The organism is Variovorax sp. Soil_C_19 (assembly GCF_057657255.1).
Map to the genome: position 1 here is coordinate 99,555 of NZ_JBDGIV010000015.1, position 16,158 is coordinate 115,712.

A 16,158-nucleotide genomic window follows, 5' to 3' on the forward strand; every position below is an offset into this window, starting at 1 on the left:
GCGCAGCGCCAAGGGTGCACCAGTGAGCCTCGGCGCCGGCTTCTCGCGACGCCGGTGCCTCGGTGGCGCCATGGCTGCTGCAGGCGCGCTGTCGCTGCTCGCGCTGCCGCAGCGTGCGGTGGCCGGCGCGCAGATCGAGGAGCCGCTGATCGATTCGGTGCGCACCGCGCTGAGCTCGGCCGTCCACAACAAGGCGCCGCCGGTGCCCGAGTTCGCCAGCACCGAGGCCCGGCTGGCCTACTTGCGCTGGCTCGGCGAGATGAGCCAGCGGCTCAAGAAGAAGGTGCCCGACGCGTCCACGCGCATCGAGTTCCTGCAGACTGTCTGGTACGAGTCCAGGCGCGCGGGGCTGGACGTGAGCCTGGTGCTCGGGCTGATCCAGGTTGAAAGCAACTTCCGCAAGTTCGCCGTCTCCAGCGCCGGTGCCCGCGGCTACATGCAGGTGATGCCGTTCTGGACCCGCGTGATCGGTGACAGCGACCCGGCCAAGCTGTTCCACATGCAGACCAACCTGCGCTTCGGCTGCGTGATCCTGCGCCACTACCTCGACCGCGAGCGCGGCGATCTCTACATGACGCTCGGGCGCTACAACGGCAGCCGCGGCAAGGCGCCGTACCCGAACGCCGTGTTCTCGAACCAGCGGCTTTGGGTTTTCGCGGACCGGGCGGAAGGCTGACTTAAGCCTTCGTGACCATGACCTGGTCGATGCGATAGCGGTCGACATCCATCACTTCGAAGGTGTAGCCGCCCCAGCTCACCGTGTCGGTGCGCTTGGGCACGCGGCGCAGCATCACCATCAGGAAGCCGGCCAGCGTTTCGTACTCGTCCGCATGCGGCAGTTCGTCGATGTGCAGCGCGCGCTGCACGTCCTGGATCGGCGTGACGCCGTCGATCAGCCACGAGTTCTCGTCGCGCTTCACGATCTGCTCCTCGTCGTCGAGCGTGGACACCAGATCTCCCATCACCGTGTTCATCACGTCGTTGAGCGTGATCACGCCCACCACGAGGCTGTACTCGTTGACGATGATCGCAAAGTCCTCGTGCGCCTGCTGAAACTGCTCGAGCACTTCGGTCAGCGAGAGCCGGTCGGGCACCACCAGCGCCTTGCGCAGCGTCAGCCCCTGGTCGAAGGCCAGCGGCTGGCCGCTCAGCACGCGCTGGAACATCTCCTTGGCGTCGACGTAGCCGAGCACATGGTCGATGTCGCCGTCGCACACCGGGTAGGCCGAGAACGGCTCGGCCAGGATGCGCGCGCGCAGCGCCGGCTCGGGATCGTCGTGCTGGAACCATGCGATGTTGTCGCGCACCGTCATCACGCTGCGCACGAGCCGCGTGTCGAGTTCGAACACATTCGCGATCACCTGCTGTTCGCGCGCGGCGAGCACGCCGGCCCGGGCCCCGGCCTCGGTCATGGCGAGAATGTCGGCCGAGGTGATCTTGTCGTCGCGCACCAGTGGCATGCCCAGCAGCTTGAACAGCATGTCGGTCGAGCGCGTGAACAGCCACACCAGCGGCTTGAAGGTGGCGATGAGCACCAGCATCGGCCCGACCATGCGAACCGCGATGCGCTCGGGGTCGCTCATGCCCAGCCGCTTCGGGAACAGGTCGGCGAACACCAGGAACACCGCGATGACGATGACGAACGAGCACAGGAAGGCCACCTTCGCCGCCGCCTCGACGCTGATCCAGTTCTCGAAGAAGCGTGCGAAGTAGGGGCTCAGCGAACCCTCGCCGACCACCCCGCCGAGGATCGCCACCGCATTGAGCCCGATCTGCACCACGGTGAAGTAGTGGCCGGGCTGCTCCTGCACGCGCAGCACCCGGTCGGCGCGCGGGTCGCCGTCGTCGGCCATCTGGCGCAGGCGCAGGCGCCGCGAGGCGGCGAGGGTGATTTCGGCCAGGGAGAAGAAGGCGCTCGTCGCGATCAGCGCGACGATGATGAGCAGGCTGTGGGTCAGGGTCATGGTGGCATGGCGAAGAGCGCCATGGTGCCATGACTCAGCCGTGGCGCGGCGGCTGTCAGGCCGGCTTGCCGCTCACCACCTGCTGCAGCTCGCCGGATTCGTACATCTCCATCATGATGTCCGAGCCGCCGACGAACTCGCCGTTCACGTAGAGCTGCGGGATCGTGGGCCAGTTGCTGTATTCCTTGATGCCCTGGCGGATGCCGTCATCCTCAAGCACGTTGACGGTCTTGAGCGCCTTGGTGTCGACGCCGACCGCCTTCAGGATCTGGATCGCGCGGCCGGAGAAGCCGCACATCGGGAAGCTCGCATTCCCCTTCATGAAGAGCACGAGGTCGTTGGTTTTGACGAGATCGTCGATGCGTTGCTGGGCGTCGGACATGGGGACTCCTGAGAAAAGTGGGCTGAAGGGATTATTTCACCGTGTGCCAGATCCCGCCCGAGCAGCGCGGGATGCCGGCAAGGTCATCGCGGCTTTGCGCGTCGGCGAAGCCGCGCGACGCCAGCAGCTCGCGCACGGCCGCGGCCTGGTCGTACCCGTGCTCGAGCAGCAGCCAGCCGCCGTCGGCGAGGTGCGCCGGCGCCCGGTCCACGATGCGGCGGATGTCGTCGAGCCCGTCGCGGCCCGCCACCAGCGCGCCGCGCGGTTCGTGGCGCAGCGCCGGCAGGTGCGGGTCGCCGGTCGCGATGTAGGGCGGATTGCTCGCAATCAGCGCGTAGCCGGCCGGCGCGCCGTCGAGCCAGTCGGCCTGGCGAAAGCGCACAGCCAGTCCCAGGCGCTCGGCATTGGCCGAGGCCACGGCCAGCGCGTCGGCGCTCGCATCGACCGCTTCGACCTGCGCATCGGGCCGCGCATGCTGCAGCGCGAGCGCGATGGCGCCGCTGCCGGTGCCCAGGTCGAGCACGCGCGGCGCGTCGGTGCCGTCCAGGCACTGCAGCGCCCAGTCGACCAGCGTCTCGGTGTCGGGCCGCGGCACAAGCACGCGCGCATCGACCTGCAGGCGCAGGCCGCGGAACTCTTTCTCGCCGAGCAGGTAGGCGACCGGTTCGCCCGCCAGGCGGCGCGACAGCCATGCCGACAGCGCCGGCCATGCCGCTGCGGGGAAGGTGTCGGTGTCGTGCGCCAGCAGCCATGCGCGGTCGTGCGGCGCGCGGCCCAGCGCGTGCAGCAGCAGCAGCTGGGCGTCGAGCCGGTCGATGCCCAGCGCCAGCGCCGCGGACAGGGCGTCGGCCACGGTGGCCGGAAGATGGGTGCCTGCCGCCGTCATGCCGGCAGGTTCGACTCGAGCTCGGCCAGCTGCTCGGCCTCGCGTGCGGCGCGCAGCGCGTCGAGCACGTCGCCGAGGTCGCCTTCCATGATCGCCAGCAGCTTGTAGAGCGTGAGATTGATGCGGTGGTCGGTGAGCCGGCCCTGCGGGAAGTTGTAGGTGCGGATGCGGTCCGAGCGGTCGCCGCTGCCGATCAGCCCCTTGCGCATGGCCGCATCCTTGGCGGCGCGCTCGCTGCGTTCCTTTTCCTGGATGCGCGCCGACAGCACCTGCAGCGCCTTCGCCTTGTTGCGGTGCTGGCTGCGGTCGTCCTGGCATTCGGCCACGATGCCGGTCGGAATGTGCGTGATGCGCACGGCCGAGTCGGTCTTGTTGATGTGCTGGCCGCCGGCGCCGCTCGCGCGGTAGGTGTCGATGCGCAGGTCGGCCGGGTTGATCTGCACCGCCTGGGCCTCGTCGGGCTCGGCCAGCACCGCGACCGTGCAGGCGCTGGTGTGGATGCGGCCCTGCGTCTCGGTCGCGGGCACGCGCTGCACGCGGTGGCCGCCCGATTCGAAGCGCAGCCGGCCGAACACGTCGTCGCCCGCGATGCGCAGCACCACGTCCTTGTAGCCGCCGAGCTCGCTTTCGCTTTCGCTCACGATCTCGGCACGCCAGCCCGCGCGCTCGCAGTAGCGCGTGTACATGCGCAGCAGGTCGCCTGCGAACAGGGCCGATTCGTCGCCGCCCGTGCCCGCGCGGATTTCGAGGAAGGCGTTGCGCGCATCGTCCGGGTCGCGCGGCAGCAGCAGGCGCTGCAGTTCTTCTTCGAGCAGCAGCAGCTCGGCCTCTGCGCCTGCGATCTCTTCCCTGGCCATCTCGGCCATGTCGGGGTCGTCGAGCATCTCCTTCGCGCCGACGATGTCGGCCTCGCGCTGCTTGTAGCGCTCGTAGCGCCCGGCGATCTGCGTCACCTCGGCATGCTCGCGCGAGATGGTGCGGTACTGCGCCATGTCACTCATGATGTCTTCGCGCGAAAGCAGGAAGTCGAGTTCGCCGAGGCGGGCGGCATAGCGTTCGAGTTGGCGGCGGAGGAAAGGTTTCACGGGAGAAAGGCAGGAAAAGGCGGGGGAGGTCGGCGGGAGCCGAACGCGGAAGTCGCGAGGGTTCCGCAGAAGTCGCAGGAGAACTCCGCCTTCGGCGGCGGCACGAAACGCGGGCCAGCGTCGCTAACGCTCTTTGCGCAGGAACAGCCGCGAGATAGCCTGCGCCGTCTGTTCGCGCGCGGCCGCGTCGCCCGCGTGGAGCTCGGCCAGCGCGCCATGCATCATCTTCTGCGTGAGCCCGCGTGACATCGCTTCGAGCACCGCTTCGACCGGTTCGCCCCTGGCGAGCAGCTTGCGCGCCCGCGCCATCTCGGCGCTGCGCCATTCGTCGGCCTGCGCGTTGAGCTGCTGGATCAGCGGCACCGTGCCGCGCTGGCCCAGCCAGTGCATGAAGCTCTGCACGCCCGCGTCGATGATGGCCTCGGCTTGCGCCACCGCAGCCTGACGGTTGGCCTGGCCCTGCTGCACCACCTGCGCCAGGTCGTCGACGGTGTAGAGATAGATGTCCTCGAGCGCCTTGACCTCGGGCTCGACGTCGCGCGGCACGGCCAGGTCGACCATGAACATCGGGCGGTGCTTGCGCGCCTTGAGCGCCCGCTCGACCGCGCCCAGGCCGATGATCGGCAGCGTGCTCGCGGTGCAGCTCACCACGATGTCGAACTCGGCGAGCCGCCCCGGCAGGTCGGCCAGCCGCATCGCTTCGCCACCGAAGCGCGAGGCCAGCTTCTCGCCGCGTTCCAGTGTGCGGTTGGCGATCGCGATGGCCTTGGGCTCCTTGGCCGCGAAATGCGTGGCCGCCAGATCGATCATCTCGCCCGCGCCGACGAACAGCACGCGCGTTTCGCGCAGGTCTTCGAACAGCTGGCTCGCGAGCCGCACGGCCGCCGCGGCCATGCTGATGGAGTGGGCGCCGATCTCGGTGGAGGTGCGCACCTCCTTCGCGACCGCGAAGGAGCGCTGGAACAGCTGGTTGAGCGTGCTGCCGAGCGCACCGGCGGTTTCGGCCGCGCGGATCGCGTCCTTCATCTGGCCCAGGATCTGGGCTTCGCCGAGCACCATCGAATCGAGGCCGCTGGCCACGCGGAACGCATGGCGCGCCGCCTCGTCGTCGTGCAGGGTGTAGGCATGCGAACGCAGCAGCGCTGGCGCCACGCCGCCGCTCTGGGCCAGCCAGCCGACCGTGTGGTCGAGCGCGGCCTGGTCGGCGGCGCAATAGATCTCGGTGCGGTTGCAGGTCGAGATGATCGCGGCCTCGACCTGCGGATGGCGCCCGCTCGCGAACGAGCTGCGCAGGCTCTGCAGCGTGGGCGCGATCTGATCGAGCGCGAACGCAAAACGACCGCGCAGATCGAGCGGCGCGGTCGTGTGGTTCAAGCCAAGGGCCCAGACTGACATAGTTACTGATTATAAAATCAGCAGGCACCTTCCGGCTGCGAAGGGGCTTCGCCCTGCGGCGTCTTTCTTTCCCACCCCATGTCGCTGCTCGATCTCCTGAACCACCTGCTGAACTTCATCGCACCCGCGCTCGTCGTGGGTTTTCTTTGTGCGCTGGTGGGCCGCGCGTTCGGGCGCCGGGCAGCCGGTGAGCGCGCATGGTGGGCCCAGGGGGCATTCAACGCCGCTGCCGGCACGGCCGCGCTGCTCGGCGGATTGGTCCTTATGGGACGCGACGGGACGGTCGCCGCCTACGCGGCGCTCGTGATCGCGAGCGGTACAAGCCAATGGATCGGCTCGCGCGGCTGGCGAAGGTAGAACCTGCAACCCATAGGGATACCGCGCGTTTCAATATGTTACACAGGTTAATATATGAACTCGCAGTTGGTAGTTTTTCACACTTGAGTGTGCGAAAAGCGACAGGCTAAGCAGCTCGCGCACGTTGGCGAGGCGGCCCATGGGACGGTATCGATGTATTTGCATCCTCTTTTCGCCAGTGTTCCCCCAGACGAGCGCGCCGCATTCGTCCAGCGCATCGAGCTTCGGTCCTGCCGGCGCAACGAGGTGGTGCTTGCGGCCGATGCCTGGACCGACCGCATCTATTGCGTCGCCACCGGGCTGCTGCGCGTGGTGGTGCAGGGCAGCGAGGACAGCAACGACGTCACGACCGATTTCATTCGACAGGACGACTTCTTCCTCCATTCGACGCTGGCCGAAGACCGGTACCAGTCCGGCGCCACCTTGATTGCGGCGCTGCCTTCCTCGCTGTACCTGATTCCCACTGCCGAATTCCGCGCCCTGTGCACTCGCCATCCGGCTGTGACGATGGGCCTGCTCGGCATGGTGATGAAGCGCACCGCGGCGCTGCGCAGGCAGATCCGGCAGATTTCCTCGGCCTCGTCGGAGCGGCTCATCAGCCGCATCCTGCACGAGCTCACCGAACTGGCCCCCGGTGTGGGCGGGGGCTACGACAAGCGCATCACGCAGTCGGTGATCGCCTCGTATTCGGGGCTTTCGCGGATGCAGGTCAACAAGACGATGCGCGACCTGGAGCGCCGCGGGCTGGTGCGGCGCGACGAACACGGCGTCTATGTGCCGCCCAGCTTCGCGTCGTCCGACTTCCAGGCACTGCCTTCGAGCGAGCCGCCGCCGCCCGACCAGAGCCCGGACGGCGAGGTGGACCCCTCGTTCTTCCCGGACCTGCCCGAGGCCCCGCCCAAGCCCGACAAGGGCTGAACTCAGCCTAACGCGATCCGCGTGCCCGCACCGCTCGCGGCCCGGCGGATGCCGTCCGGCCCGTAGCAGGGCTGTGCACTGGTGGCCTGCAGGTAGTGCAGCGCGTTCTGGGTGAAGTCGAGCTGGCTGTACACAAGTGCGCCGTTCTGGCGATTGCCGGCACGGGCCTGCTGCGCGAGGTCGAGCAGCGCCTGCCATGCCGCCAGCGTGGCTTCGCCCTCGGCGGCCGCGGCCGCTTCGGCGCCTGCCCGCCCCGGTTCGAAGCCGCGTGCCACCTGGGCCGACTCGCGCGCCTGGTCGAGCGCCGCCATGCGGTCGAGCAGGCTGGCCTTGCGCTCGGTGATCTCCGGCAGCTGCGCGAAGAGGCCCTGGGTCATGGCCTCGGTTTCCTGCGCAAGCACCGAGAGAAATTCCTCGATGCAGTTCTTTTCGGCCAACAGGTGGACCAACATGGTGGGTTACAGCTTCGCGTTGTCGTCGAGCAGCTCGCGCACGCTGGCCAGCAGGCCGCGGGCGATCCGCTCGGGGTGAACTTCATAGCGGCCGGCCCGGATGTCTTCCCGGATCGCGGCCACGCGTGCGGCGTCGAAGTCGGCGTTGGGGGCATCGGGCAGCGAGCGAACCTGTCCCGACGAGAGCTGCACGACGTCCTTGCCGCCCGGAACAGCGTCGGCGCCGCCGGCCGGCGTCGAGGGCGCGCCCTTGTTCGCGCGGGTGAGCGGGGTGGCCGAAGGGGTGGATGGATCGATTTTCAAGATGATTCCTCAGAGGGCTGCCTGGTGTATCGGCAGTCCGGCCCGAAACTTTAGGGCCTGGGCCGGAAATTCCACTATTGCGGCAGCCGGAGCTGTCCTTCCTCGTCCGCGACGCCACTGACGATCCGGCCGTCCAGCGTCCGTGCGCGGATGTTTCCCCCGGCGCCGGCACTCGCCAGCGCGCGCGCCTCGGTGCTCACCGAATAGCCCGGGCCCTCGGCCACGACCTTGACGGTCTGGCCCTGCTGGATCACCGTCACGCCGCGCACCTGTTCGCGCCGCAGCGGCGCGCCGGCCGCAATGCGGTTGGCGGCCACCACGCCCTGGAGTTCGGCTGCATCGGTCAGCAACGAGCGCGGCAGGGCCGTGAGATCGCCCTCGCGCGCAGCAAGGTCGCCCGCACCGAAGGCCTGGCCCGCATCGATGTTGCGCATGGCCACGAAGTAACGCCCTTCGACGGCGACACGGGCGCGCACGTAGCGCGTCCAGGGCTTCTGCTCCGAATGGCAGCGCAGGCCGACCGAGACCCGACCCCAGGGCCTGGCGCCGCGCGGCAGGAAGGCCTCGAGCGCATCGCAGGGCGGCAGTGCGCCCGAGGCCGGGGCATCCACGCTGATGGAGACCTTGCCGGGCAGCCCTGCGCTCTGGGCGAGCAGCAGCGTGTCCACGGCCACGCGCGCATCGCCCTCGAGCTGCGGCGCCGCGGCGCAGGCCGACGCCGTGCCGAGCCCCGCCGCCAGTGCGGCAAGCAGGCATCGCAGGAAACGCAGTCTGTAGAGGTTCATGGCAGTCATCGGTGAGCGCAATTCTAGAAAGATGCCCCCGATCCGAAGATGCGAAGTGCACGCCAAATGCCCCTTTGTTCGGGCCATTGCGAACGCAGTGCATGCATAGACTCGCTCTCCATCTGTCGCCACGCCCAGCCGGGATGCGACGCCTCGAACGGATGGAAAACATGATCGACAAGCTGGATGCGGCGCTTCGCTTCAACCGCGAAGCACTCAACCTCAGGGCGCAGCGCCAGGAAGTGTTGGCCGCCAACATCGCCCACGCCGACACGCCCAACTACAAGGCACGCGACTTCGATTTCGCGGGCCGCCTCTCGCAGGCGATCACGCAGGGCCGCGCAGCGGGCGCCGTGCCGATGGCCACCACCTCGGCGCGCCACATGCAGGCCACGGCCGCGTCGGCGATCCCCGAGGGCGACCTGCTCTACCGCGTCCCGAGCCAGGCGAGCATCGACGGCAACACCGTCGAGATGGATGCCGAGCGCATCAACTTCGCCGACAACGCGCTGCGCTACGAAGCCAACCTCACGGTGGTCAGCGCCAAGATCAAGTCGCTGCTTGCCGCCGCGCAATAACCAAGAACAGCACGACAGGAGCAAGCAGCATGCCCCATCCCAGCGCATCCATGAACATCTTCGGCGTGGCGGGTTCCGCCATGGCCGCGCAGTCGCAGCGCATGAACGTGACCGCGAGCAACCTCGCCAACGCCGAGAGCGTGGCCGGTCCCGACGGCAAGCCCTACCGCGCCAAGCAGGTCGTCTTCGAAGTGGCGCCCTCGGGCCAGCAGGACATCGGCGGCGTCAGGGTCGCGGGCGTGGTGGAGGACAGCTCGCCTTTCAAGATGGTCTTCGACCCCAAGAACCCCCACGCCGACGCCAAGGGCTACGTGGCCATGCCCAACGTCAACGTGGTCGAGGAGATGACCAACATGATCTCCGCCTCGCGCAGCTACCAGGCCAACGTCGAGGTGCTCAACACCGCCAAGACCCTGATGGTCAAGACGTTGAGCATCGGCCAGTAACCCCTTCGCCTCTCCACGAACAACCTCCATGGCCATCACCGACACCTCCTCCATCTCCGGGCTCAATGCAGCCACCGCGGCGCCCACCGCAGGCAACGTCTCGGAAGCGGGCAGCGAACAGCGCTTTCTGAAGCTGCTCGTCACGCAGCTCAACAACCAGGACCCGCTCAACCCGATGGAGAACGCGGAGCTCACCTCGCAGCTCGCGCAGATGAGCACCGTGAGCGGCATCGAGCGCCTCAACGCCACGCTCAGCGGCCTGGTCAACCAGACCGGCACCAACCAGGTGCTGCAGGCGGCCTCGCTCATTGGCTACAACGTGCTGTCGCCCGGCAGCACCATCTCCACCGCCGAGCCGAAGGCGGGCGAGGCGCCCGCGGCCGTGCCCTTTGCGGTGCAGCTCGCAGACACCGCCGGCGACGTCGAGGTGAAGATCGTCGACGGCGCCGGCCGCACGGTGCGCACGCTTTCGCTCGGCACCATGGCCGAAGGCGTCAATGCGGTGAGCTGGGACGGCCTGGCCGACGACGGCAGCGCAGCGCCCGCCGGCAACTACAGCTTCACGGTCGCGGCCGACAACAACGGCGCGAAGGTGGATGCCACCGCGCTCGTGTTCTCGCAGGTGGCCGCGGTCAAGCAGGGCGCGAACGGCGTCACGCTCGAACTGATGACCGGCCAGAGCATCACGCTGGCCGACGTGCGCATGTTCCTCTGAGCACCCGCGCCACACCACTTCTTCATCTTCTTCTTCTCATCGCTTTTCAACGTACCGAAACAAGGATTCGATCATGGGCTTCACCCAAGGCATCAGCGGACTCTCCGCGGCAGCCGCCAACCTCGACGTCATCGGCAACAACATCGCCAACTCCAACACCATCGGCTTCAAGTCGGGCTCGGCGAGCTTCCAGGACGTGTATGCAGGCTCGCGCGTCGGCCTGGGCGTGGCCGTTTCGGGCATCGTGCAGAACTTCACCCAGGGTTCGGTGCAGACCAGCAGCCGGCCGCTCGACGTCGCGATCCTCAACGGTGACGGCTTCTTCCGCCTGAGCAGCCCGAGCGGCGAGGTGATGTATTCGCGCAATGGCCAGTTCACGCGCGACAAGGACGGCTTCATCGTCAACGGCGGTGGCCTGCGCCTGACCGGCTACGGTGTCTCGGCGACCGGTGGCCTCGACGGCGGCACGCCGGCACCGCTGCAGGTGCAGACCACCGCGATGAACCCGAAGCCGACCTCGGCCATCCAGGCGGCCTTCAACGTCGACGCGCGCAGCACCACGCCGGCCAAGACCCCGTTCGCGCCCACCGATTCGGACACCTTCAACTACTCGAACGCGCTGGGCCCGATCTTCGACTCGCTCGGCAATCCGCACGAGCTGGGCGTGTACTTCGTGAAGACCGGCGCCAATGCATGGGACGTGTTCGCGGCAGCCGACGGCGCCGCGCTCAACGGCGGCGCGCCGGTGTCGACCATGACCTTCGACACCAACGGCAACCTGCTCACGCCGGCCAACGGCGCGATCACGTTGCCGGGGATGGACTTCGCCAACGGCTCGGCACTGGTGAACGCCACTGTCGACCTGTCGGGCACCACGCAGTTCGGCAACGTCAACGAGATCAAGACGCTCAAGCAGGACGGCTACACCTCGGGCACGCTGACCTCGTTCTCTATCAACCCCGACGGCACCATCACCGGCAAGTTCTCCAACGAGCAGACCACGCTGATGGGTCAGGTCGTGCTGAGCTCGTTCGCCAATCCCAACGGGCTGGAGCCGATGGGCGAAAACGTCTGGGCCGAGACGCTGGCTTCGGGCCAGCCGCTCACCGGCACGCCGGGCGCGGGCACCAAGCAGGGCTCGCTGGCCTCGGGCGCGCTCGAGGCCTCGAACGTCGACCTGACCTCCGAGCTCGTGAACCTCATCGTCGCGCAGCGCAGCTACCAGGCCAACGCGCAGACCGTGAAGACGCAGGATCAGGTCGTGCAGACGCTGATCAACATCCGCTGAGCCGCCCATGGACCGCATGCTGTACGTCGCCATGAGCGGCGCCAAGCAGGCCATGGAGCAGCAGGCCTCGGTCGCCAACAACATGGCGAACGCCTCCACGCCCGGGTTCCGCGCGCAGATCAACAGCTTTCGCGCCGTGCCGGTCACCGGTGCCGAGGCGACGACGCGCGCCTACGTGGTCGCCACCACGCCGGGCGCCGACTTCAGCCACGGCCCGCTGACCGAAACCGGCCGCCCGCTCGACGTGGCGGTGCACGGCGACGGCTGGCTCGTGGTGCAGACGCCCGACGGCGGCGAAGCCTACACGCGTGTAGGAAACCTGCAGGTCGATGCCGAAGGCCAGCTCACCACCATGGGCTCGCTGCCGGTGGCCGGCGATGCCGGGCCGCTCGCGGTGCCGCCGGGCGCCGCCGTGACCATTGCCGCCAACGGGCTCGTCACCGCGCGCGGCGCGGGCGATCCGGCGATCGGCGTGGCCGAGGTGGGCCGCCTGAAGCTGGTCAATCCGCCCACGGCCGACCTGGTGCGCGGTGAAGACGGACTGTTCCGCATGCGCGAGGGCCTTCCGCCCGCCGAGGCCGACGAGGCCGTGACCGTGACCACCGGCGCCGTCGAGGGCAGCAACGTCAACGGCGTCGAGGCCATGGTGGCCATGATCGCCAACGCCCGCAGCTTCGAGATGCAGATGAAGTCGATGCGCAGCGCGGACGAGAACGCGCAGTCGGCCAACAAGCTGCTGGCGTACGGCTGAGCCGGCTGAATCGCCACATTCCCCTGACTCTCCAACAAGGAAATCCCCATCATGATGCGCTCGCTCTACATCGCGAAGACCGGTCTCGATGCTCAGCAGACCCAACTCGACGTGGTGTCGAACAACCTCGCCAACGTCGGCACCACGGGCTTCAAGCGAAGCCGTGCCGTGTTCGAGGACCTGATGTACCAGAACCTGCGCCAGGTCGGCGGCCAGACCTCGGACCAGACCCGGCTGCCTTCGGGCCTCCAGGTGGGCACCGGCGTGCACGTGGTCGCGACCGAGCGCATCCATTCGCAGGGCAACCTGACGAAGACGGACAAGCCCACCGACGTCGCCATCAACGGCGGCGGCTTCTTCCAGGTGCTGATGCCCGACGGCAGCACCGCCTACACGCGCGACGGCTCGTTCCAGACCGACCGCGACGGCCAGCTCGTCACCGCGAGCGGTTTTCCGGTGCAGCCGGCCATCGCGCTGCCGGCCAACACCACCAGCATCACGGTCGGCCGCGACGGCATCGTCTCGATCACCCAGGCCGGGCAGACCAACACGGTGCAGGTCGGCCAGCTCCAGCTCGCCACCTTCCTGAACCCGACCGGCCTGCAGAGCAAGGGCGAGAACCTCTATGCCGAGACCGATGCCTCCGGCGCCCCCAACCAGGTGAATCCGGGCGTCGACGGCGCGGGCCTGCTGAGCCAGGGCTACGTCGAGGCCTCGAACGTCAACGTGGTCGAGGAGCTGGTGAACATGATCGCCACGCAGCGCGCCTACGAGATCAACAGCAAGGCGGTCCAGGCTTCGGACCAGATGCTGCAGCGCCTGGCCCAGTTATGACATCGCTGCGTTCGTGGATGCTGCTGGCCGCGTTGGCGGTCACGGGCTGCGCGCAGGTCCCGCGCGAGCCGCTCGTGCACCAGCCGATGACCGCGCGCGCCGACAGCATCATGGCCGCGGCGCCGCGGCCCGCGAACGGTGCGATCTTCCAGCATGGTCCCGGCGGCGGCGCGCTGTTCGAGGACCGCCGGCCGCGCAATGTCGGCGACATCCTGACCGTCGTCATCAGCGAGAGGGTCAACGCCAGCAAGAACTCGGGTGCCTCGTCGAGCCGCACCGGCAGCCTGGTCGCCGAATTCGCCGGCGGCATTCCCAAGCTGATCGGCTCGCTGCTCGACGGGCAGGACGCCAAGCTCTCGGGCGGCAACACGCTGGCCGCCAAGGGCAATGCCAATGCCAACAACACCTTCAACGGCGTGATCACGGTCACGGTGGTGGACGTGATGCGCAACGGCAATCTGCTCGTGAGCGGCGAAAAGCAGATGGGCATCAACCAGGGCACCGAGTTCATTCGCTTCTCGGGCGTGGTCAACCCGCGCACCGTCTCGGGCAACAACACCGTTCCGTCCACGCTCGTGGCCGACGCACGCATCGAATACACGGCCAAGGGCTACATCGACGAGGCCCAGCACATGGGCTGGATGCAGCGCTTCTTCCTCAACGTGATGCCTTTCTGATGGCGCATCGCGCCGGCAGAAGCAGAGATACCACCATGCAAACCACCCGCACACTGCGTTCGATCATCGGCCTGGCGGCGCTCTGCGCCGTCGCCTGGGGCGCTCCCGCCAACGCCGAGCGGCTCAAGGAACTCGCGAGCATCCAGGGCGTGCGCGACAACCCGTTGATCGGCTACGGCCTGATGGTGGGTCTCGACGGCACCGGCGACCAGACCATGCAAACGCCGTTCACCACGCAGAGCCTGAACAACATGCTGCAGCAGCTCGGCATCACGATCCCGCAGGGCGTGAACATGCAGCTCAAGAACGTGGCGGCGGTCATGGTCACGGCCACGCTGCCTTCGTTCGCGCGGCCGGGCCAGAACATCGACGTGACGGTCTCGTCGATGGGCAATGCCAAGAGCCTGCGCGGCGGCACGCTGCTGATGACGCCACTCAAGGGCGCCGATGGCCAGGTGTATGCGATCGCGCAGGGCAACATGGTGGTGGGCGGTGCCGGCGCTTCGGCCAACGGCAGCAAGGCCCAGATCAATCAGCTCGGCTCGGGCCGCATCCCGGCCGGCGCGCTGGTCGAGCGCAGCGTCGAGGCGCAGGTCGGCGGCGAGAACACCTTCACGCTCGAACTCAACCAGTCCGACTTCGGCACCGCGCAGCGCGCGGTCGATGCGATCAACCGCCAGTTCGGGCCCGGCATCGCGCAGGCGCTCGATGCGCGCGTGATCCAGGTGCAGGCGCCGGCGACAAACGAGCGCGTGGGCTTCCTTGCGCGACTCGAGAGCCTCGAGGTCACGCCCACGCAGGCCGTGGCGCGCGTGGTGGTCAATGCGCGCACCGGCTCGGTGGTCATGAACCAGGCGGTGCGGGTGAACGACTGCGCCGTGGCGCACGGCAACCTGTCGGTGGTGATCAACACCGAGCCGGTGGTCAGCCAGCCGAATGCATTCGCCGGCGGCCAGACCGTGGTCGGGCAGACCTCGCAGATCTCCATCAACCAGGGCGGCGGCGCACTGCAGATGGTGCGCGGCGGCGCTTCGCTGGCCGACGTGATCAAGGGCCTGAACAGCCTGGGCGCCAATCCGCAGGACCTGGTGTCGATCCTCCAGGCCATGAAGTCCGCGGGCGCACTGCGCGCGGAACTCGAGATCATCTGACGGAACGCGGCATGGCGATCTCGCAAAGCAGCGGCACCAGCGGCGGCGGCCTGCTGGACCAGCGTCTCGCGCTCGATGTCCAGAGCATCGATGCGCTGCGCAACACGGTGCGCAACTCGCCCGACGAGGGCGTGAAGCAGGTCTCGCGCCAGTTCGAGGCGCTGTTCATGAACATGGTGCTCAAGAGCATGCGCGAGGCCACGCCCTCGAGCGGCCTGTTCGAGAGCCGCGACGAGAAAATCTATCTGTCGATGCTCGACCAGCAGCTGGCGCAGAACCTCTCGGGGCGCGGCGTGGGGCTGGCCGAGGCGATGCTCGCGCAGCTGAGCCGCGGCGCGGCCGAAGCCGATCCCGGCGGCGGCGGCACCGGTGTCGAGGGCATGCCGTTCTCCTTGCAGGCGGCCCCGGCGGTGGCGCGCCGGACCGACATGCCCATCGCGGCGCATTCGGGCATTCCGCTCGGCTCGGCGCCGCCTTCGGCCGCGCCCTCACGTACCGCGGCGCCCGTCGCGGACCTCGGCATCTACCAGCGCAACAGCGAGCGGCTCTCGCCCGCCGCCGAGGGATCGTTGCAGGGCAAGGTCGACAGCTTCGTGCAGCGCATGGGTTCGTCGGCGCAGGTGGCCAGCGCCGCGAGCGGCGTGCCTGCGCCGCTCATCCTCGCGCAGGCCGCGCTCGAGTCGGGCTGGGGCAAGCGCGAGATCCGGGCCGACGACGGCACGCAGAGCTTCAACCTGTTCGGCATCAAGGCCGACCGCAGCTGGAAGGGCCCGGTGGTGGAAACCACCACCACCGAATACATCGACGGCGAGCCGCAACGCGTGCGCGCGAAGTTCAGGGCCTACGGCTCCTACGACGAGGCCTTCACCGATTACGCGCGCTTCATCACGCGCAACCCGCGCTACGCCGGCGTGCTCGCCGCGGAGACGCCGGCCGAAGCGGCGCACGGCCTGCAGAAGGCCGGCTACGCCACCGATCCGCACTACGGGCAGAAGCTCGTTCGCATCATGCAGAAATTCAGCTGAAGGAAGAAACGACATGGCAGACACACCCACCTCTTTGCAACACCGCGGCCCCTCGGCACCCGCCGCCGCGAGCCGCCTGGAGGTCGTGACCTTCACGCTCGGCCAGGAGGAATACGGCATCGACATCCAGAAGGTGCAGGAGCTTCGCGGCTACGACGCGGTGACG

21 protein-coding genes are annotated in these 16,158 nt (G+C 68.3%); 13 read left to right on the forward strand and 8 right to left on the reverse strand.

Features of this window, described 5'->3' with window-relative positions:
• Window positions 1-22: 22 nt before the first annotated feature.
• Window positions 23-676: a lytic transglycosylase domain-containing protein gene (locus AC3A6R_RS23040; RefSeq protein ID WP_487865689.1), complete on the forward strand. Its 654-nt coding sequence runs from the start codon at window positions 23-25 to the stop codon at window positions 674-676.
• A gap of 1 nt (window position 677) precedes the next feature.
• Here the strand turns inward: AC3A6R_RS23040 and paeA are convergent, their stop codons facing one another.
• From paeA to hemA, 5 genes are all read right to left on the reverse strand, one after another.
• Window positions 678-1,964, reverse strand: coding sequence for a polyamine export protein PaeA (gene paeA / locus AC3A6R_RS23045; protein ID WP_487862682.1), 1,287 nt, complete (start codon window positions 1,962-1,964; stop codon window positions 678-680).
• Between the two features lie 55 nt (window positions 1,965-2,019).
• A complete protein-coding gene (gene grxD, locus AC3A6R_RS23050; RefSeq protein WP_487862681.1) occupies window positions 2,020-2,346 on the reverse strand; it encodes a Grx4 family monothiol glutaredoxin in 327 nt (108 codons plus the stop codon).
• A gap of 31 nt (window positions 2,347-2,377) precedes the next feature.
• Complete coding sequence (gene prmC / locus AC3A6R_RS23055) at window positions 2,378-3,232, reverse strand: peptide chain release factor N(5)-glutamine methyltransferase (protein WP_487865690.1); 855 nt, start codon at window positions 3,230-3,232, stop codon at window positions 2,378-2,380.
• The gene (prfA, locus tag AC3A6R_RS23060) at window positions 3,229-4,317 is read right to left on the reverse strand and encodes a peptide chain release factor 1 (RefSeq protein ID WP_487865691.1); all 1,089 of its coding nucleotides are present in this window, start codon (window positions 4,315-4,317) and stop codon (window positions 3,229-3,231) included. Before prfA ends, prmC begins: the two co-directional genes overlap by 4 nt.
• Window positions 4,318-4,440: 123 nt before the next feature.
• Window positions 4,441-5,712, reverse strand: coding sequence for a glutamyl-tRNA reductase (hemA, locus tag AC3A6R_RS23065; RefSeq protein WP_487862678.1), 1,272 nt, complete (start codon window positions 5,710-5,712; stop codon window positions 4,441-4,443).
• Between the two features lie 78 nt (window positions 5,713-5,790).
• On the opposite strand from hemA, the gene AC3A6R_RS23070 reads away from it, so the two are divergent.
• Together AC3A6R_RS23070 and AC3A6R_RS23075 are read left to right on the forward strand one after the other, a co-directional pair.
• Window positions 5,791-6,069, forward strand: a complete 279-nt coding sequence (locus tag AC3A6R_RS23070) for a hypothetical protein (RefSeq protein ID WP_487865692.1) — start codon at window positions 5,791-5,793, stop codon at window positions 6,067-6,069.
• Between the two features lie 153 nt (window positions 6,070-6,222).
• Window positions 6,223-6,987, forward strand: a complete 765-nt coding sequence (locus tag AC3A6R_RS23075) for a Crp/Fnr family transcriptional regulator (protein WP_487862676.1) — start codon at window positions 6,223-6,225, stop codon at window positions 6,985-6,987.
• 2 nt (window positions 6,988-6,989) lie between these two features.
• Here the strand turns inward: AC3A6R_RS23075 and AC3A6R_RS23080 are convergent, their stop codons facing one another.
• The 3 genes from AC3A6R_RS23080 to flgA form a co-directional block, all read right to left on the reverse strand.
• Complete coding sequence (locus AC3A6R_RS23080) at window positions 6,990-7,439, reverse strand: flagella synthesis protein FlgN (protein WP_487862675.1); 450 nt, start codon at window positions 7,437-7,439, stop codon at window positions 6,990-6,992.
• Window positions 7,440-7,445: 6 nt separating this feature from the next.
• The gene (gene flgM / locus AC3A6R_RS23085; protein ID WP_487865693.1) at window positions 7,446-7,742 is read right to left on the reverse strand and encodes a flagellar biosynthesis anti-sigma factor FlgM; all 297 of its coding nucleotides are present in this window, start codon (window positions 7,740-7,742) and stop codon (window positions 7,446-7,448) included.
• A gap of 74 nt (window positions 7,743-7,816) precedes the next feature.
• Window positions 7,817-8,527 (reverse strand): flagellar basal body P-ring formation chaperone FlgA, encoded by a 711-nt coding sequence (flgA, locus tag AC3A6R_RS23090; protein WP_487865694.1) that lies wholly within the window; start codon window positions 8,525-8,527, stop codon window positions 7,817-7,819.
• Window positions 8,528-8,697: 170 nt separating this feature from the next.
• Between flgA and flgB the strand changes: the two genes are divergently transcribed.
• From flgB to AC3A6R_RS23140, 10 genes are all read left to right on the forward strand, one after another.
• Window positions 8,698-9,105: a flagellar basal body rod protein FlgB gene (flgB, locus tag AC3A6R_RS23095; RefSeq protein WP_487862672.1), complete on the forward strand. Its 408-nt coding sequence runs from the start codon at window positions 8,698-8,700 to the stop codon at window positions 9,103-9,105.
• A 29-nt stretch (window positions 9,106-9,134) separates the two neighbouring features.
• A complete protein-coding gene (gene flgC / locus AC3A6R_RS23100; RefSeq protein WP_487862671.1) occupies window positions 9,135-9,551 on the forward strand; it encodes a flagellar basal body rod protein FlgC in 417 nt (138 codons plus the stop codon).
• A 28-nt stretch (window positions 9,552-9,579) separates the two neighbouring features.
• Entirely contained in the window at window positions 9,580-10,266 is a 687-nt protein-coding gene (locus tag AC3A6R_RS23105; protein ID WP_487865695.1) for a flagellar hook assembly protein FlgD, read from the forward strand.
• 73 nt (window positions 10,267-10,339) lie between these two features.
• Window positions 10,340-11,554 carry a flagellar hook protein FlgE gene (flgE, locus tag AC3A6R_RS23110; RefSeq protein ID WP_487865696.1) on the forward strand — a complete coding sequence of 405 codons (1,215 nt, stop codon included), beginning with the start codon at window positions 10,340-10,342 and terminating at the stop codon, window positions 11,552-11,554.
• Between the two features lie 7 nt (window positions 11,555-11,561).
• Entirely contained in the window at window positions 11,562-12,305 is a 744-nt protein-coding gene (locus tag AC3A6R_RS23115; RefSeq protein ID WP_487865697.1) for a flagellar basal body rod protein FlgF, read from the forward strand.
• A gap of 51 nt (window positions 12,306-12,356) precedes the next feature.
• Window positions 12,357-13,139, forward strand: coding sequence for a flagellar basal-body rod protein FlgG (flgG, locus tag AC3A6R_RS23120; protein ID WP_487862667.1), 783 nt, complete (start codon window positions 12,357-12,359; stop codon window positions 13,137-13,139).
• Window positions 13,136-13,816 (forward strand): flagellar basal body L-ring protein FlgH, encoded by a 681-nt coding sequence (locus AC3A6R_RS23125; RefSeq protein ID WP_487865698.1) that lies wholly within the window; start codon window positions 13,136-13,138, stop codon window positions 13,814-13,816. The genes flgG and AC3A6R_RS23125 overlap by 4 nt, the downstream gene beginning before the upstream one ends.
• A gap of 35 nt (window positions 13,817-13,851) precedes the next feature.
• Window positions 13,852-14,967 (forward strand): flagellar basal body P-ring protein FlgI, encoded by a 1,116-nt coding sequence (locus AC3A6R_RS23130; RefSeq protein ID WP_487865699.1) that lies wholly within the window; start codon window positions 13,852-13,854, stop codon window positions 14,965-14,967.
• Window positions 14,968-14,978: 11 nt separating this feature from the next.
• Window positions 14,979-15,992 carry a flagellar assembly peptidoglycan hydrolase FlgJ gene (gene flgJ / locus AC3A6R_RS23135; RefSeq protein WP_487862664.1) on the forward strand — a complete coding sequence of 338 codons (1,014 nt, stop codon included), beginning with the start codon at window positions 14,979-14,981 and terminating at the stop codon, window positions 15,990-15,992.
• Between the two features lie 13 nt (window positions 15,993-16,005).
• Window positions 16,006-16,158 (forward strand): chemotaxis protein CheW (locus AC3A6R_RS23140; RefSeq protein WP_487865704.1); only part of this gene is annotated, 153 nt, incomplete at its 3' end.

Coding starts and splice junctions, on each gene's coding strand:
- flgB (WP_487862672.1), top strand. CDS start 8,698: ATGATCGACAAGCTGGATGCGGCGCTTCGCTTCAACCGCGAAGCACTC.
- AC3A6R_RS23070 (WP_487865692.1), top strand. CDS start 5,791: ATGTCGCTGCTCGATCTCCTGAACCACCTGCTGAACTTCATCGCACCC.
- flgA (WP_487865694.1), bottom strand. CDS start 8,527: ATGAACCTCTACAGACTGCGTTTCCTGCGATGCCTGCTTGCCGCACTG.
- AC3A6R_RS23105 (WP_487865695.1), top strand. CDS start 9,580: ATGGCCATCACCGACACCTCCTCCATCTCCGGGCTCAATGCAGCCACC.
- flgJ (WP_487862664.1), top strand. CDS start 14,979: ATGGCGATCTCGCAAAGCAGCGGCACCAGCGGCGGCGGCCTGCTGGAC.
- AC3A6R_RS23075 (WP_487862676.1), top strand. CDS start 6,223: ATGTATTTGCATCCTCTTTTCGCCAGTGTTCCCCCAGACGAGCGCGCC.
- AC3A6R_RS23125 (WP_487865698.1), top strand. CDS start 13,136: ATGACATCGCTGCGTTCGTGGATGCTGCTGGCCGCGTTGGCGGTCACG.
- AC3A6R_RS23130 (WP_487865699.1), top strand. CDS start 13,852: ATGCAAACCACCCGCACACTGCGTTCGATCATCGGCCTGGCGGCGCTC.
- flgG (WP_487862667.1), top strand. CDS start 12,357: ATGATGCGCTCGCTCTACATCGCGAAGACCGGTCTCGATGCTCAGCAG.
- paeA (WP_487862682.1), bottom strand. CDS start 1,964: ATGACCCTGACCCACAGCCTGCTCATCATCGTCGCGCTGATCGCGACG.
- flgE (WP_487865696.1), top strand. CDS start 10,340: ATGGGCTTCACCCAAGGCATCAGCGGACTCTCCGCGGCAGCCGCCAAC.
- AC3A6R_RS23115 (WP_487865697.1), top strand. CDS start 11,562: ATGGACCGCATGCTGTACGTCGCCATGAGCGGCGCCAAGCAGGCCATG.
- flgC (WP_487862671.1), top strand. CDS start 9,135: ATGCCCCATCCCAGCGCATCCATGAACATCTTCGGCGTGGCGGGTTCC.
- prmC (WP_487865690.1), bottom strand. CDS start 3,232: ATGACGGCGGCAGGCACCCATCTTCCGGCCACCGTGGCCGACGCCCTG.
- AC3A6R_RS23080 (WP_487862675.1), bottom strand. CDS start 7,439: ATGTTGGTCCACCTGTTGGCCGAAAAGAACTGCATCGAGGAATTTCTC.
- hemA (WP_487862678.1), bottom strand. CDS start 5,712: ATGTCAGTCTGGGCCCTTGGCTTGAACCACACGACCGCGCCGCTCGAT.
- grxD (WP_487862681.1), bottom strand. CDS start 2,346: ATGTCCGACGCCCAGCAACGCATCGACGATCTCGTCAAAACCAACGAC.